12 protein-coding genes and 1 tRNA gene are annotated in these 16,254 nt (G+C 72.0%); 6 read left to right on the top strand and 7 right to left on the bottom strand.

The annotated features are described in order from the left end of the window. The first annotated feature begins 118 nt into the window (after window positions 1-118). Window positions 119-1,606 (top strand): glutamate-cysteine ligase family protein, encoded by a 1,488-nt coding sequence (locus QQA02_RS07250; protein ID WP_284863867.1) that lies wholly within the window; start codon window positions 119-121, stop codon window positions 1,604-1,606. A gap of 43 nt (window positions 1,607-1,649) precedes the next feature. On the opposite strand, the gene QQA02_RS07245 is transcribed toward QQA02_RS07250, so the two are convergent. The 3 genes from QQA02_RS07245 to QQA02_RS07235 all read right to left on the bottom strand — a co-directional run bounded on the left by QQA02_RS07245 (window position 1,650) and on the right by QQA02_RS07235 (window position 8,394). Next, window positions 1,650-2,063, bottom strand: coding sequence for a YccF domain-containing protein (locus tag QQA02_RS07245; RefSeq protein WP_284774942.1), 414 nt, complete (start codon window positions 2,061-2,063; stop codon window positions 1,650-1,652). Next, window positions 2,060-2,968 (bottom strand): DNA-formamidopyrimidine glycosylase family protein, encoded by a 909-nt coding sequence (locus tag QQA02_RS07240; RefSeq protein WP_284863865.1) that lies wholly within the window; start codon window positions 2,966-2,968, stop codon window positions 2,060-2,062. The genes QQA02_RS07245 and QQA02_RS07240 overlap by 4 nt, the downstream gene beginning before the upstream one ends. 350 nt (window positions 2,969-3,318) lie before the next feature. Then, window positions 3,319-8,394 carry an ATP-dependent helicase gene (locus tag QQA02_RS07235; RefSeq protein WP_284863863.1) on the bottom strand — a complete coding sequence of 1,692 codons (5,076 nt, stop codon included), beginning with the start codon at window positions 8,392-8,394 and terminating at the stop codon, window positions 3,319-3,321. A gap of 34 nt (window positions 8,395-8,428) precedes the next feature. Between QQA02_RS07235 and QQA02_RS07230 the strand changes: the two genes are divergently transcribed. The 5 genes from QQA02_RS07230 to QQA02_RS07210 all read left to right on the top strand — a co-directional run bounded on the left by QQA02_RS07230 (window position 8,429) and on the right by QQA02_RS07210 (window position 12,077). Further along, a complete protein-coding gene (locus tag QQA02_RS07230; RefSeq protein ID WP_284774946.1) occupies window positions 8,429-9,190 on the top strand; it encodes a 3'(2'),5'-bisphosphate nucleotidase CysQ in 762 nt (253 codons plus the stop codon). A 53-nt stretch (window positions 9,191-9,243) separates the two neighbouring features. Next, window positions 9,244-10,053 carry a thymidylate synthase gene (locus tag QQA02_RS07225; RefSeq protein ID WP_284863861.1) on the top strand — a complete coding sequence of 270 codons (810 nt, stop codon included), beginning with the start codon at window positions 9,244-9,246 and terminating at the stop codon, window positions 10,051-10,053. Further along, entirely contained in the window at window positions 10,053-10,643 is a 591-nt protein-coding gene (locus QQA02_RS07220) for a dihydrofolate reductase (RefSeq protein ID WP_284863860.1), read from the top strand. Before QQA02_RS07225 ends, QQA02_RS07220 begins: the two co-directional genes overlap by 1 nt. A gap of 103 nt (window positions 10,644-10,746) precedes the next feature. Next, window positions 10,747-10,819 (top strand) — tRNA-Arg (locus QQA02_RS07215). A gap of 232 nt (window positions 10,820-11,051) precedes the next feature. Beyond that, a complete protein-coding gene (locus QQA02_RS07210) occupies window positions 11,052-12,077 on the top strand; it encodes a DUF1906 domain-containing protein (protein WP_284863858.1) in 1,026 nt (341 codons plus the stop codon). Window positions 12,078-12,110: 33 nt separating this feature from the next. Here the strand turns inward: QQA02_RS07210 and QQA02_RS07205 are convergent, their stop codons facing one another. The 4 genes from QQA02_RS07205 to QQA02_RS07190 form a co-directional block, all read right to left on the bottom strand. Continuing rightward, a complete protein-coding gene (locus tag QQA02_RS07205; protein ID WP_284774953.1) occupies window positions 12,111-13,220 on the bottom strand; it encodes a hypothetical protein in 1,110 nt (369 codons plus the stop codon). Between the two features lie 122 nt (window positions 13,221-13,342). Next, on the bottom strand, window positions 13,343-15,004 hold the full coding sequence (locus tag QQA02_RS07200) for a monocarboxylic acid transporter (protein ID WP_284863856.1): 1,662 nt from the start codon (window positions 15,002-15,004) through the stop codon (window positions 13,343-13,345). A gap of 10 nt (window positions 15,005-15,014) precedes the next feature. After that, window positions 15,015-15,371 (bottom strand): DUF485 domain-containing protein, encoded by a 357-nt coding sequence (locus QQA02_RS07195; RefSeq protein ID WP_284774956.1) that lies wholly within the window; start codon window positions 15,369-15,371, stop codon window positions 15,015-15,017. Between the two features lie 268 nt (window positions 15,372-15,639). Then, a complete protein-coding gene (locus QQA02_RS07190; protein WP_284774959.1) occupies window positions 15,640-16,254 on the bottom strand; it encodes a MusI family membrane protein in 615 nt (204 codons plus the stop codon).

Raw genomic sequence — 16,254 nt, 5'->3', positions numbered from 1 at the left:
GCCGGTGAACCCGTCGGCCCGACGGGCCCGGCCGGCGCTCCGTCTGATCCGCGAAGCGTGATCTGCGCCGCGCGCGAATCCCCCGCCCCGGGGATCGCGCGCGGCTAATCTTTTCCCCATGGGCGAAGCCGTCTCCACAGACACCTACACTCCCCGCCAGCGCACCGAGTACCGCCGGGCCCTGGCACACGACCTCGAGATCTTCGACCGGCACCTCCAGCACGCGGAGTTCGAGGACGCCGGCACCGTCGGCCTCGAGCTCGAGCTCAACCTCGTCGACGAGGACATGGACCCGGTCACCTGCAACCGCGAGGTGCTGGCCCACCTCGACGACGAGTACCAGCCGGAGCTCGGCGCCTACAACGTCGAGCTGAACAACCCGCCGGTCGACCTGACCGGCCAGGGCCTGCGCGACCTCGAGCGCAGCGTGCTGGGCCGTCTGGACCGGGTGCGCGACGCCGCGGCCGAGGCCGGGGCGAAGGTCGCGATGATCGGCACGCTGCCGACGCTGACCACCGAGTTCCTCGAGTCGCCGGGCTGGATGACCCCGGAGAACCGCTTCCGCGGCCTCAACAACGCGATCATGTCCAGCCGCGGCGAGATGGTTCGCATCGATCTCACCGGCCGGGAGCACTACGGCCACGACTTCGCGGACATCGCCCCGGAGTCGACGTGCACGTCGGTCCAGCTGCACCTGCAGGTCCCGCCGAACCGCTTCGCCGACGCCTGGAACGCCTCGCAGGCCATCGCCGGCGTCCAGGTCGCCCTGGGCGCGAACTCCCCGCTGTTCTGCGGGCGCAAGGTCTGGCCCGAGTCCCGCATCCCGGTCTTCCGCCAGGCCATCGACACCCGCACCCCGGAGCTCGAGGCGCAGGGGGTGCGCCCGCGGGTCTGGTTCGGCGAGCGCTGGATCACCAGCGTCTTCGACCTCTTCGAGGAGAACGTGCGCTACTTCTCACCGCTGCTGCCCGAGGACCGCCAGGCCTCCGGCACCCCGATGATGCAGGGCGACACCCCGGCCGTGCACTACCTCAACCTGCACAACGGCACCGTGTGGCGCTGGAACCGGCCCATCTACGCGCCCGGGTCACCACGCGCCCACCTGCGCGTCGAAAATCGGCTCCTGCCCGCCGGGCCGACCGTGGCGGACACGATCGCCGACGCCGCGTTCTACTACGGCATGGTCAACCACCTCACCGAGGAGAACCGGCCGGTCTGGTCGCGGCTGACCTTCCCGCAGGCGGAGGAGAACTTCATGAACGCCGCGCGCAACGGGCTGACCGCGCGGATGCACTGGCCCACGCTGGGCACCGTCGACGTCGCCCACCTGGTGCGCGAGCACCTGCTCCCGGAGGCCCGCGCCGGCCTGGAGCGCCTGGGCGCGGACCGCGACGTCATCGACCACTACCTCGGCATCATCGAGGGCCGGGCGCGCACCCGGCAGAACGGGGCGCACTGGCAGGTACGCACCCTCGACGCGCTCAGCCCGCGCGGTGCCAAGCCGGACACCCCCGAGCGCGCCGCGGCGATCCGGGAGATGCTCCGGCTCTACCTGGAGCACCAGGCCACCGAGGAGCCGGTGCACACCTGGTCCATGGGCCGCTGAGCGGGCACCCGGGACGTTCGCCCGGCGCGCCCGGCCCGCCGGCTCACATCCGGACCATCGGCTCCCAGCCGAACGGGACGTGGTCGCTGTCGACGACGCGCTTGCCGAAGGGGAAGCAGGTCACCGGGATCATCTTGACGTTGGCGATGGCCAGCGGGATGCCGACGACGGTGATCGCCTGCGCGGCTGCGGTGGTCAGATGCCCGATCGCCAGCCACAGCCCGGCGATGAGGAACCAGATGACGTTGGTGACCCCGGACAGGGCACGCACGCGCCCGGTCTCGCGCACCACGGTGCGACCGAAGGGCCACAGGGCGTAGTTGGCCATGCGGAAGCTGGCCACGCCGGCAGGGATGGTGATGATGAAGATGCAGGCGATGACGCCGAAGACGAAGTAGCCGATCGCCAACCACAGCCCGCCGAGGAAGAACCAGATCAGGTTGAGCAGAAGCTTCATGACCCCAGGCTAGCGGGGCCGGCGCCGCCGAGCATCAGCTGGCAGTGCGGACACCACCAGATCACGCGCTCGAGCTCCGTGGCGTCGCCCGGGGTGCGCGTGCGCCCCCGCTCGTCGCGGCGCCCGCCGCCCGGGGCGCCCGCGGGTGCCGGCGGCCCGCCGAGCCAGCCGGAGCGGATCGGGGTGCCGCAGCGCCGGCAGGGCTTTCCCGCCCGACCGAAGACGTAGGAGCTCTCCCCCGCCCGGCGCACGCCGGTGGTCACCCGGATCGGCGAGTCTCGGTTGGCGCGCATGAGCCGGTGGGTCAGCGCGAGCAGTCTGTCCACGTCCACCGCGCGCACGGGCGTGGCCGGGTGCACGCCGAGCAGGAAACAGATCTCGGCGCGGTACTCATTTCCCACCCCGGCGAGGTTCCTCTGGTCCAGGATCGCGGTGCCCACGGGCCTCTCGGGCCGGGCGAGCAGGCGGTGGCGCGCCTCCTGTGCTCCGCCGCGCGACCAGTCCGCGCCGAGCACGTCGGGGCCCAAGTGCCCCATGCGCGCGGACCACTCGCGGGCCGGGAAGACCTCAACCAGCCCGAGCGAGTGGCCGACGACCTCGATGTCCGGGTTGCCCGGGGTGTCGACAAGCCGCAGCACCACGCGCGCGGTGTGGCCGGGTTTGCGCCAGCGCTCGCCGGCGCGGTGCACGGACCAGGTGCCCTCCATCTTCAGGTGGGTGTGCAGCACGTCGTCGTCGAAGAGCATGAACAGGTGCTTGCCGTAGGGCCACACGCGCCGGCAGGTGGTGCCGGTGAAGTCCGCCAGGGCGTGCCGAGGCACCCGCAGCGAGGATTCGGTGACCGTGCGTCCGGTCATGAACTGCAGGCGGCGGGCCAGCTGGAATACGGAGTCTCCCTCGGGCATGACCCCTTCATGCTACGCGGCGCCGCGGCGCCCTCCTGCGGTGCCGGCGTCCCTTGCCGGGCCTCCTGAACCCTCCCACCGGTGGGGTCCACGCCGTCGCCGTGAGGTCGTGAGACCGCCGCGCCCGCGCCCCCGCCGCCTCCCCGTTCTCCCCCGGAGGCGGCCGCGGACGCTCCCCCTGGCGACCCGTCCCGCGGTGCGCGGTCCGAGTCGACTCGCGGTGGTTCGACTCCCGTCGGCGACGGAGCTGGATCCCCTGGTGGCGCATCCTCGCCCCGCTGCACCACGGACTATAAGTGCCGCCGAATCAGTTTCCCGTCCACCTGCGACCACCACAGTGGGCAACTGTGTCAGCGGCCACGTCGTCCGCCACGTGGGCCCCATCCGCCCCTGCTGTCACGGTGCTGGCGGCCGAAGCCACCCCCACGCGGGGGTTCTTCCTGTCCGCCCTCCCAGACGGTGGGGTCGGGCTCGCCGCCCCAGGGCAGTTCGTCGTCGTCGAAGCTGAGCTCCTCGAGCGCCTCGCCGAGGCTGCGCCCGCCGTGCGCGGGGCGTTCCGTGCGGGGCTCACTCCCCCTCGATTGACGACGTCCCGTCCCTCCCGCGTGCGCGGTCACGCGCAGCCCCCGCGGGGTGACGCGCGCGCCTGCGGCGCGCATGGCGCCGGCGAGCGGGTGGGTCAGCGCCGGCTCGCCGTCGACGTGCTCGATGACGAAGCCGCGGGCCCGCCCGGAAGCGACGAGCTCGGCCAGGGCGCGCACGACGAGTCCGGCGAGCTCCTCCTCGCCGACGCCGAGGCCGACCGGGAGGCTGCCGGTGAACAGGCTCAGCCGGCGCCCGCCGCGGGTGACGTGCGCCAGCAGCAGGCCGTCGACGAGGACGACGAGCGCGCCGGCCGAGCGGGTCGGTCCCTTGCGCGGCCAGGGAAGGGCCGCGCCGTAGGGGTTGGCCGGGTCGCAGGCGGCCAGCACGTGGACCTTCGGCTCGCGGGTCCCCGAGGGCCAGCCCTCCAGGTCCGGGGTGTCGGCGTAGCCGCGCAGGCGGTCGATGATCGCCGGGGCGGAGAACTGCGCGGCGCCCAGGCCCTCGACGAGGTAGCCGCGCAGGGCCCGGCCGTTCTCCTCGAATCTGGAGAGCACCTTGTAGGCCAGCGCGAAGCCGCCGGCCACCCCCTCGTCGACGACGCTGCCGCGGGTGAGCACGCCGTAGCGGTCCAGCCAGGCCTCGCCGAGGGCCACCGAGCGGGTGGTCGCGTCCTCGGTCGGGGCGACCGCGAGCGCCCAGCGCCCGCGCATGTCCGGCGGGACGCGGCTGCCGCCGGAGTTGCCGAAGGCCCCGGCGCGCTGGGACTGCGCGAAGCTGGTGCGCCCCATGCGCAGGCGGGTGCGCCCCGGGGTGCGCTTGGCGCGGTGCGCCGAACCGGAGGCCGGCCCGGAGGCGGCCAACCGGGCGCGCAGCGGGGCGAAGCTCTCGGGGGCGACCCGGCCAGCCTCGACCAGGCCCCAGATCGCCTCGCGCAGCTCCTCCGGGGTGACCTGGCCGGTGACCAGGCCGAGGTCCTCGCCGGTGACCTCGGCGAGCAGGTCGGTGAACAGGAACGCCCCTCCCCTGCCGAGCACGCCGAGCACGGACTCCTGCAGCCCGCTGAACGTGGCGACGGCTTCGCCGTCGTCACCCTCCTTCTGCCTCGTGGCACCGACGAAGTCGGTGCCATCGGCCAGTTGCGCGGCGTAGTCGGCGGGCAGCAGCGTAATCCACGGGTCGCGGGCCCCGGCGGTGCCGGCGCCCCGGATGAGCACCTCGCCGGAGGTGGTCAGCTCGTCGAGCCAGCGCGGCTCGTAGCCGTCGACGCGCGCCGGCAGCACCAGCGACTCCCACGCCGAGGCCGGCAGCCGCACCCCGGCGAGCTGCTCAACGACGGCGAAGACCCCGTCGACGCCGTGCAGGCCCGGCCGCTCGCCGACGGCGGCGACCTGCTGCCACTCGGGCAGGAAGCGGCCGAAGGCGGACTGGCTGACCGGGCGGGACTCCCGGCGCGCGGCGGCCAGGCAGCGCCGCCGGATCACGCCGAGGACCTCGGCGTCGCAGTACTCGGCGGTCTCCACGCCCTGACGGAAGCGGCCCTCGACGACCTTGCCGGCCCGCGCGGCGGTATCGAGCACGGAGTGCGCCGCCGAGACCGACAGCCCGAAGGCGCCGGCCAGGTCGCGCAGGGTGAAGGGCCCGCGGGTGCGCGCCCAGCGGGCCACCAGCTGATCGAGGGCGTCGACGACGGTGTCCACCTGGGCCGGCACGCCCGGCGGGACGGGCACGCCCAGGCCGTCGCGCAGCAACGCGGCGTCGGGAATCTGGGCGAGGTGCTCGCGCCCGGCGAACCGCACGGACATCACGCGCCCGGAAAGCTCGGCGCGCGCGACGCCGGCCGGGTCGGCGAAGTCGCAGTGGTCCCCCAGCTCCTCGACGGGGACGGGGCCGAGCAGGCGCAGCACGTCGGCGAGCTCCTCGGGCCCGCGCGCGTGGCGACCGTCGGCGGTACGCTGCAGCTGGGCGTGGGTCTCGGCGATGATCTCGGGGTCGAGCAGCTCGCGCAGCTCGACGGTGCCCAGCAGCTTGGCCAGCAGCGCCGGGTCCAGGGCGAGGGCGGCGGCGCGCTTCTCGGCGGCCGGGGTGTCGCCCTCGTACATGAAGGCGCCGGTGTAGTTGAACAGCAGCGAGGAGGCGAAGGGGCTGGGCTGCTCGGTGGTGACCTCGGCGATGCGCACGCGGCGCAGCGCGACCGCCCGCAGCACCTCCTCTAAGGCGGGCAGGTCGTAGACGTCCTGGAGGCACTCGCGGACGGTCTCCAGGATGATCGGGAAGGACGGGTAGCGCCGCGCGACGTCGAGAAGCTGCTCGGCGCGCTGGCGCTGCTGCCACAGCGGGGCGCGCCGACCGGGGTTGCGCCGCGGCAGCAGCAGGGCTCGGGCGGCGCACTCGCGGAAGCGGGAGGCGAAGAGCGCGGAGTCGCCGACGCGGGCAGCCACGGTCTCGCCGACCTCGTCGGGGTCGAGGGCGAACAGGGCACCGGAGGGCTCGGCGTCGGCGTCCGGCAGGCGCAGCACGATGCCGTCGTCGCCGGCGACGGCCTGGGCGTCCATGCCGAGGTTCTCTTCGACGGCCGCGCCGACGGCCAGGGCCCAGGCGGCGTTGACTCCCCTGCCGAAGGGCGAGTGCAGCACCACGCGCCAGTCGCCGAGCTCGTCGCGGAAGCGCTCGAGGACCAGAGTGCGCTCGTCGGGCACCACGCCGGTCGCGTCGCGCTGGTCGCGCAGGTACGCGACCAGGTTGGCCCGCGCGTCGTCGTCAAGCCCGGCGGTGCGCAGACGCTCCTCGGCGCCGCTCGCGCCGACGCCGGCGCCCGCGCCCGCACCGGGGTCCGCGGAGTCGGCCTCGGCGAGGATCTCGCGGCGGAAGGCGCCGAGCGCGCGGCCCAGCTCGGCGGGACGGCCCACCGCGCCGCCGTTCCAGAAGGGCAGCCGGCCGGTGTGGCCGGGCGCCGGAGTGACCAGGACCTGGTCACGGGTGATGTCCTCGATGCGCCAGCTCGTCGCACCCAGGGTGAACACGTCGCCCACGCGCGACTCGTAGACCATCTCCTCGTCGAGCTCGCCGACGCGCCGCGGGGCCCCGTTCTCGCCGCCGCCCTCCAGGAAGACGCCGAACATGCCGCGGTCCGGGATGGTCCCGCCGCTGGTGACGGCCACCCGGCGCGCCCCGGGGCGGGCGGAGAGCACGCCGGTGGTGCGGTCGTAGACCACCCGCGGCTTCAGCTCGGCGAAGTCGGCCGAGGGGTAGACGCCGCTGACCAGGTCGAGCACGGCGTCGAAGACCTCCCGCGGCAGCTCGCGGTAGGGGTGGGCGCGGCGCACGGTGGCGAACCAGTCCTCGACGTCGAGGTCGGCGGCCGCCACGGCGGCCACGGTCTGCTGGGTGAGCACGTCCAGCGGGTTCTTCGGCGGGTGGATCTCCTCGATCGAGCCGGTGCGCATCCGCTCGACCGTCACGGCCGTCTGCACCAGGTCCGCGCGGTGCTTCGGGTAGAAGGAGCCGTGGGAGACCGCGCCGACGGTGTGCCCGGCGCGGCCCACGCGCTGCAGGCCGGAGGCGACCGAGGGCGGCGACTCGACCTGGACGACGAGCTCGATGGCGCCCATGTCGATGCCCAGCTCCAGCGAGGAGGTGGCCACCACGGCCTTGAGCGTGCCCTCCTTGAGCATCCGCTCGGTGACGGCGCGCTCATCCTTGGACACCGAGCCGTGGTGGGCACGGGCGATGACGGGCGCGGCGGAGCCGGCGGTGTCGACCGACTTCATCAGCTGCGCGGGGTCGCGCCGGGTGGGCGCGGCCAGGGACTCCGGGGCGTGCTCGGCGGCCCACAGCTCGTTGAGCCTGCTGGTCAGCCGCTCGGCGGTGCGCCGGGAGTTGACGAAGACGAGCGTGGAGCGCGCGGCGGTGATCTCGGCGTAGAGCTCGCGCTCGATGAACGGCCAGATGGACTTCTGCGCCGGCAGGGCGGACTCCTCGGGCACCCCGCCGGTCACACCCACGGTGTCGTCGACGACGGCCGCGCCGATGGTCGAGCCCTCCTCGGGCACCGGCAGGTCCGCCATGTCCTCCACCGGCACGTGGACCTTGAGGTCCCAGCGCTTCGGGGCGACCGGGGCGATGATCTCCACCGGGCGGTCGCCGCCGAGGAAGTCGGCGACGGCGTCCAGCGGTCGCACGGTCGCCGACAGCCCGATGCGCTGCGGGTCGCGGCCGGTCAGCCGGGAGAGCCGCTCCAGCGAGAGCGCGAGGTGCGCGCCGCGCTTGGTGCCGGCCAGGGCGTGGATCTCGTCGACGATGACGGTGTCGACGTCCCTGAGGATCCCGGCGGCCTTCGAGGTGAGCATCAGGTAGGCCGACTCGGGCGTGGTGATCAGGATGTCCGGCGGGCGGCGCAGCTGACGGGCACGCTCCACCTGTGGCGTATCTCCCGAGCGCACGCCGACGGTGATGTTCGGCACCGCCTGCCCGGTGTGCTCGGCGACGCGGGCAATGCCGGTCAGCGGGGCGCGCAGGTTGCGCTCCACGTCCACGCCCAGGGCCTTCAGCGGTGAGATGTAGAGCACCTTGACCCCGTGGCCCTTCTCCGCCGCGCTCATCTCGCGCGCGCCCTCGCCCGGGGCCGTGAGCACCCCCTGACCTGCCGGTTCGACCAGCGAGTCGAGCGCCCAGAGGAAGGCCGCGAGCGTCTTGCCGGAGCCCGTGGGCGCGACGACCAGGGCGTTTTCGCCCTTCGAGATGGTCGCCCAGGCCTCTTCCTGCACTTTCGTCGGCTTCTCGTAGACCTCCCGGAACCACTGCGCCACTTGCGGGCGGAAGTCGTCGACGATGCGGGAGGCCATGCCTCGATCTAACCAAACGGATAGAGTGGTCACCATGACAGCTGAGCTTTCCGACGCCCGCCTCACCAAGAGGCTGGCACAGGGCACCGGTGAAATTCTCAAGGGCGTGCGCAACGTCGGCCTGCTGCGCGGACGAAACCTCGGCGACGCCGGCGACGAGCTCGCGCAGAGCTGGATCGCCCGCGTGCTCGAGCAGCACCGCCCCGACGACGGCTTCCTCTCCGAGGAGGCCGCGGACAACCCGGAGCGCCTGGGCAAGGACCGGGTCTGGATCATCGACCCGCTCGACGGCACCAAGGAGTTCGCCACGGGCCGCCAGGACTGGGCCGTGCACATCGCGCTGGTCGAGAACGGCCGCCCGACCCACGCCGCCGTCGGCCTGCCCGACCTCGGCGTGGTCTTCCACACCGGCGACGTCCGCGCGGTCACCGGCCCCTACTCGATGAAGATCGCCATCTCGCACAACCGCCCGCCGGCCGTGACCGAGTACATCGCCGAGAAGATGGGCCGCACCACCGTGCCGCTGGGCTCGGCCGGCGCGAAGGCCATGAACGTGCTGCTCGGCGACTCGGACGCCTACATACACGCCGGCGGCCAGTACGAGTGGGACTCCGCCGCCCCGATCGGTGTCTGCCGCGCGGCCGGGCTACACTGCTCGCGTCTCGACGGCAGCGAGCCGACCTACAACCACAAGGACACCTACCTGCCGGACATCCTGATCTGCCGCCCCGAGCTGGCCGACGAGATCATGGAACACGCCGCGACCTTCCTCGAGGAGAACGGCAGCTACCTGTGACGTCCGGCCACCTGTGACGCCCGGTGGCCCGGCCCCGCGGTAGGGTGACGCCCATGAGTGCAGCACCGGTTGAGACCCCCTACGAGGACCTGCTGCGCCGGATCATCGAGACCGGCGCGCACAAGGACGACCGCACCGGAACGGGCACGACCAGCCTGTTCGGCGCACAGATGCGCTTCGACCTCGCCGAGTCCTTCCCCCTGTTGACCACCAAGAAGGTCTACTTCCGCGGGGTGGTCGGCGAGCTGCTGTGGTTCCTGCGCGGCGACTCCAACGTGCACTGGCTGCAGGACAACCGGATCAGGATCTGGAACGAGTGGGCCGGCGAGGACGGCGAGCTCGGGCCCATCTACGGGGTGCAGTGGCGCAGCTGGCCCACCCCGGACGGGCGTCACATCGACCAGATGCAGCGCGCCCTCGACCTGCTGCGCGAGGACCCCGACTCCCGGCGCAACATCGTCAGCGCCTGGAACGTCGGCGAGCTGGAGAACATGGCGCTGCCGCCGTGCCACCTGCTCTTCCAGTTCTACGTCGCCGACGGCAAACTCAGCCTGCAGCTCTACCAGCGCAGCGCGGACATGTTCCTCGGCGTGCCGTTCAACATCGCCTCCTACTCGCTGCTTGCCCACATGGTCGCCCAGCAGGTCGGGCTGAAGGTCGGCGAGTTCATCTGGACCGGCGGCGACTGCCACGTCTACGACAACCACCGCGAGCAGGTCGCCGAGCAGCTCTCGCGCACCCCGCGGCCGTACCCGCAGCTGAAGCTGCACAAGGCCGCCTCGCTCTTCGACTACGGCTTCGACGACGTCGAGCTGGTCGGCTACGACCCGCACCCGACGATCAAGGCCCCGGTGGCGGTCTGATGCTCGGCGCGATCTGGGCGCAGTCGGTCGACGGGGTCATCGGCGACGGCGAGACGATGCCCTGGCACCTGCCCGAGGACCTGGCCCACTTCAAGGAGACCACCCTGCGCTACCCCGTGATCATGGGGCGGCGCACCTGGGAGTCGCTGCCGGCGAAGAACCGCCCGCTGCCGGGCCGGGAGAACATCGTCGTCTCCTCGCGCGAGCCCGGTGAGTGGTCCGCCGGCGCGGAGGTGGTCAGCTCCCTGCCGGATCTCACCGGCTTCACCGGCCTGCCGGGCCGCGTCGGCCGCCAGGGCCTGGTCGACCACGAGCAGCGCGAGGGTCACGACGGCTGGATCATCGGCGGCGCGCGCCTCTACGCGCGTGCGGTCGAGGTGGTCGACCGCATCGAGGTGACGCTTGTCGACGCCGTGCTGCTCCCCGTGCTGCGCGAACGTGCGGTCTCCGCGCCGGACGTGCCCGACGACTTCTCGCAGGTCTCCGACAGCGGCTGGCTGGCCTCCGAGCGCGGGCGGCTGACCGTGGGGGTCAGCGAGATGCCGCTGCGCTACCGGTTCCTCAGCTACGAGCGCAAGCGCCTGGCCTGAGGGCCGGCGGCTGCGGGGCGGGGTCCCGGCCCCGGAGGCCGGGAGGGTTTACGGGCGCCCGCGCCGGTGCGGTACCCTGGTCGGGTGCCCGCGGAGGGCACCCGCCCCAGTAGCTCAGGGGATAGAGCACCGCTCTCCTAAAGCGGGTGTCGAAGGTTCGAATCCTTTCTGGGGCACCCGGTGAAAACCCGGGCCACCGACTCTCCGGTGGCCCGGGTTTTCCGTGTCTCTGAGGCTCGGCGGACCTGCGCCGGTGGACGGAGCTGTTATAGTTACCGATGTTGCCAATGTGACTGAAGTTAGTATTGCTACGCCGCGGTGGCACCCGCGCCGCAGTTCCGCGCCACGACCGCCACGACGGCGTCGGCAAGCGGAGACCAGACGCACCCACCTTCCCTAGGAGCGCACATGAACCTGAACTCCCCGCTCAGCCGCCGGTCCCTCTTCCGCGTCGCCGGCGCGGCCCTCGCCCTCGGCGCCGGCGCGACCGTGCTGCCGCAGGCCAACGCGCAGGGCCGCTCGCTCGGCACCGTCCTCGACTACTCCGGCGGCGTGCCGAGCGCCCAGGCGATCAAGAGCGCCGGCCACCTCGGCGCCGTGCGCTACGTCTCCGAGCCGCGCGCGTCCTGGATGAAGGGCAAGCCGGTCAAGATCGAGGAGACGAAGGCCATGGCCGCCGCGGGCCTGGCGACCGCCTCCGTCTACCAGTACGGCAAGGACCGCACCGCCGACTGGCGCGAGGGTGCCGCCGGTGCCGCCAAGCACGCACCGAAGGCCATCTCCCTGCACGCCGCCGCGGGTGGGCCTACCGGCAAGCCGATCTACGTCGCCATCGACGACAACCCCACCCGCAACGAGTACGAGACGCTGATAAAGCCGTACCTCAAGGGCTTCTCGGCCGCGCTGGCCGCCGCTGGGCTCAAGACCGGCGTCTACGCCAACTACCCGACCATGGACTGGTTGATCGCCGACGGCATGGGCGAGTACTTCTGGCAGCACGGCTGGGGCTCCAACGGCAAGATCCACCCGCGCGCCAACGTCTACCAGCGTCCCGGCGTCACCGCCCGCGTCGGCGGCGTCGAGGTCGACATCAACGACGTCTACACCCGCGACTGGGGCCAGTGGACCCCGGGCACCACCTCCCTGCCGGCACTGCAGCCGAGCGGCACGAACACCGAGCCGAGCGGCGGTAACGGGAACGGCGGCACCGGTAACGGCGGCGGCGCCGGTAACGGCGGAAACGGTGGTAACGGCGGTGGCCAGAACGGCACCCGCGGCAACGGTGGTCAGGGCGGCGGGCTGCCGCTGGGCAGCTCCGGGAACTTCACCCTGCCGAGCCTGGACAAGGTGACCATCAACCTGCCCGGTGGCATCTCCGTCAACGGCGGGCAGCTGCGCTCGATCGCCGAGCAGGCCGCCCGGCTGTCCAGCTAACGGCTGACGCCGGCGGCCGCTTCCCGCCGGCGGCTACTTCCCGTCCTTCTTCGCCGAGGGCTCGGCGGAGGACTTCTCCGGGGACTTCTTCTCCCCGGACCGGCCGGAGGACCTGTCATTCGACTTCTCCTCCGGCTTCTTGTCGTCCCCGGACTTCTTCGAGTCGGACTTCTTTTCGTCGGTCATCTTGTCGTCCGACTTGTCGCCGGACTTCTTCCCGGACTCCCCGGAGGACCTGTCACCGGACTTCTCCGTCGACTCCTCCCCGGACTTATCTTCGGATTTGTCCTCCGAGCCGTCCTCCGACGTGTCCGCGTCGATGCGGTCGACCGCGTCGTCGCCGATCCAGGCACCCATGCCCTTGATCCGGTCCTCGACGAGCTCGGTGAGGTCCTCGCTCGAGCCGGTCACCGCGGCGGCGACGACGAAGTCCCCGCTGAAGGAGACCGAGGAGTGCAGGTCCCTGTCATTCGACCAGCCCCACTTCGTGCCGATCGTGCCCGGCAGCAGCGCCGTGCCCCAGTCCTGCTCGTAGCCGTCGGCGGCCACGTCGGCCGCCCGGGCCATCGCGACGAGGATCGGCGAGGTCGGGGCGTCGTCGAGCACCCGCGCGACGAAGGTCGCCACGTCATAGGTCGAGGTCAGCGCGTAGCCCCAGTCCTCCCCCGAGCGGGTCGACTCGAGGCCGTACTTCTCCGCCGTCGCGTCGATCGAGTCCGGGTAGGCGGTGTAGAGGTCCTCGGCCGCGGCGTCCGAGGAGTCCGAGATCATGTTGATCGCCTCCCACCGCTGCGAGACGGTGCCGTGGTCGAGCACGTAGTCCGCGATGTAGAGCTTCGCCAGGCTCAGCGCCGGGCGCGCGTAGCGCTCCGAGGCCGTGCCGCGGCGTTTGCCGTCGCTCAACCGGATCACGCTGACCTGCGCGGCCGTGGCGTTCTCCACCGGCCCGCCGTGCAACCCGTCCTGAACCACTCCCCCGTCGCCGACCACGCCCTCGCCCGTGGCGTGCTCCCCGCCACCGGAGCGGGAGAGGCTGACGAAGGCGATGACGAGCACGAGCACCGCCACGCCGAGCACCGCGCAGATTCCGACGAGGACCCGGTTGACCGTGGCCAGCCCGTCACGGCCGGAGGATTCAGACATGCGCAAGATCCTAGTACCGGCGCCGCGCACGCGGCGCCGCAGGACGGCGAGGGGTCACCCGACGGGCGACGCCCGCCCCGGGTGATGGGGCGGGCCTCGGAAATCTCGGTGCACAGCGCGGGTCAGTGGCTGACCGGGGCCTCCACGCCGACGCCGGTCAGGGAGCGGACCTCCATTTCGTCGGCGAGGTCGTCGAGGTTGTCCGGCTTGCCCAGGTAGGTGCCGATGATCGCGGCCAGGAAGCCCAGCGGGATCGAGACCAGGCCGGGGCTGGTCAGCGGGAACCAGGAGAAGTCGACGCCCGAGAACATCGAGGTCTCGGTGCCCGAGACCGCCGGCGAGAAGAAGATCAGCAGCAGGGCGCTGCCCAGGCCGGTGTACATCGAGGCGACCGCGCCGGTGGTGTTGAAGCGGCGCCAGTACAGCGAGAACAGGATCGTCGGCAGGTTCGCGCTCGCCGCGATGGCGAAGGCCAGCGAGACCAGGAACGCGACGTTCTGCTGCATCGCCAGGATGCCCAGGACGATCGCGACGATGCCGAGCACCACCACCGTGATGCGCGAGACGCGGACCTGCTCCTCCTCGGTGGCCTGACCGTCGCGGATGACCGCATGGTAGATGTCGTGCGCGATCGAGGCCGAGGCCGTGATCGCCAGGCCCGCGACCACCGCGAGCACCGTGGCAAAGGCGACCGCGGAGACGACGGCCATGAACAGCGGGCCGGCCAGCTCCAGGGCCAGCAGCGGCGCGGCGGAGTTCGCCCCGCCCGGCGCGGCGAGCACCTTGTCCGGGCCGACGAGCGCGGCAGCGCCGTAGCCCAGGATCAAGGTGATCAGGTAGAAGGAGCCGATCAGCACGATCGCCCAGGTCACGGACTTGCGCGCCTCGGTGGCGGTGGGCACGGTGTAGAAGCGCATCAGCACGTGCGGCAGGCCGCCGACACCCAGGACCAGCGAGAGGCCCAGGGAGAGGAAGTCGAGTTGGCTGACGACGTCGGCGCCGTACTTCAGGCCCGGCTTCATCACGTCCTCGGCGGCGTAGCCGGCCTCGGCGCGCGCCTCGGAGCCGCGGTGCATCTCGACGGCGCGGTCGAAGAGCTCGGAGGCCCCGCCGCGCACGGCGACGAAGACCAGCACGGTCATGATGACCACCGCGCCGATGAGCAGCACGGCCTTGATCATCTGCACGTATGTGGTGCCCTTCATGCCGCCGATGAGAACGTAGGCGATCATGACCAGGCCGACCACGCCGACGACGCCGGCCTGGACGGTGGTGTCGTGGATGTTCAGCAGCACCGAGACCAGCGAGCCGGCGCCGGCCATCTGGGCGATGAGGTAGAACAGCGAGACGAACAGCGTGCCGAAGGCGGCCGCGGTACGCACCGGCTTCTGGCGCAGGCGGAAGGAGAGCACGTCCGCCATGGTGAAACGGCCGACGTTACGCATCGGTTCGGCGACCAGCAGCAGCGCCACCAGCCAGGCGACGAAGAAGCCGATCGAGTAGAGGAAGCCGTCGTAGCCGCTCAGCGCGATGGCGCCGACGATGCCGAGGAACGACGCGGCCGACAGGTAGTCGCCCGAGATGGCCAGGCCGTTCTGGGCGCCGGAGAAGGAGGCGCCGCCGGTGTAGAAGTCCGAGGCCTCCTTGGTGGTCTTGCCGGCGCGCATGACGATCGCCATGGTCACGACGATGAAGGCGACGAAGACCGAGATGTTCAGGATCGGGTTGCCCACGTCAGCTCCCGACTCCTGGGCCAGGACACGGGTGGTGTTCAACGGGTCCATGAGGTGGGGCCTACCCTTCCATCTTGGTGCGGATCGCGGCCGCGCGCGGCTCGATGTTCTTGTTGGCGTAGCGCACGTACACCCAGGTGATGATGAACGTCGTGACGAACTGGAGCACGCCGAGCACGATGCCCAGGTTGACGCTGCCGAAGACGTTGAGGGCCATCAGCTCGGGGAAGAACGTCGCCGCGACGACGTAGGCGACGTACCAGAGGAAGAAGGCGACGGACATCGGGAAGTTGAAGGAGCGGTACCGGCTGCGCAGCTCCTGGAACTGGGCTCCGGCGCGTACCTCTCGGAAGTCTTCGGCCGTCGGTTCCCGGCGTACCGGGCGCTCCGCGACGGCCGTGGGCTCTGCGGTGCTCATGGCGGGTGTCCTCTCTGTGTCGCGCCGCGGGCTCGCGTCGGAGGGGACCCGGTCCCACGGCGTGGTCAGCTCAGCGCGTGGACGTCAGGTGGGGCACCAGGACCCGGATCGCCGGGCCGCACGCCACGCTTGCCCGCTAGAAGTTACCCGGTTCACAGCCGTTATGAATAGTGAATGGACAGACAGCTTCACAGCCAATACGAACGCCACCCCCGAGGCCCCGCTGACCTGCGCCACCGCCCAGCCCGCGGCACCCCCGACGAAGCGGTCAATCGGCGGCGAGGCGCTCCCCGAGCGCTCCGGCGAGCACCAGGCGCACCAGATAGACGGTGAAGGCCGGCAGGAGGAAGAACACCAGCGGCACCGACCAGGCCACCGGCAGGTACACCACGCAGGCGACGGCCCCCAGGCACAGCGCCAGCGCCGCCACCGTGCACGGCAGGTGCGCCACGGCGAGCACGACGGCGTCGGCGAGCGCGCGCCGCGAGGCGGCGCCGAGGGCGAAAAACCACACGGCGACGCCGGCGATCAGAAGCGCGCCGGACAGGGCGAGGACCTGGAGGGCCGTCAACGCGGGCCCCTCGACGCCGGCGCGGAAGAGCACCCACTGCTGGTAGACCAGCACCGCGGCCAACAGGAGCGCGAGCAGCCAGTACCCCGTCACGGCGGCGAAGCGCCGCGGCAGCTCGCGCACGAAGCGCACGCCGTAACCGGAGCCGACACCGCGGACCATCTGGCCGATCACGACGTTGCCGGCGCGCAGCGCCGCACCGGCGGTGAGCACCGGCAACGCGCTGAGCACCATCAGCATGTTGACCACGACGAGGTCGGCGAACAGGCTGAAGACGGCCATGAACCGCGAGTCCGGGTTGAACAGTCGCAC

This window comes from Corynebacterium sp. MSK006 (assembly GCF_030232385.1).
Taxonomy (GTDB): Bacteria; Actinomycetota; Actinomycetes; order Mycobacteriales; family Mycobacteriaceae; genus Corynebacterium; species Corynebacterium frankenforstense_A.
This window is presented reverse-complemented; position numbering and strand designations above follow the sequence as displayed.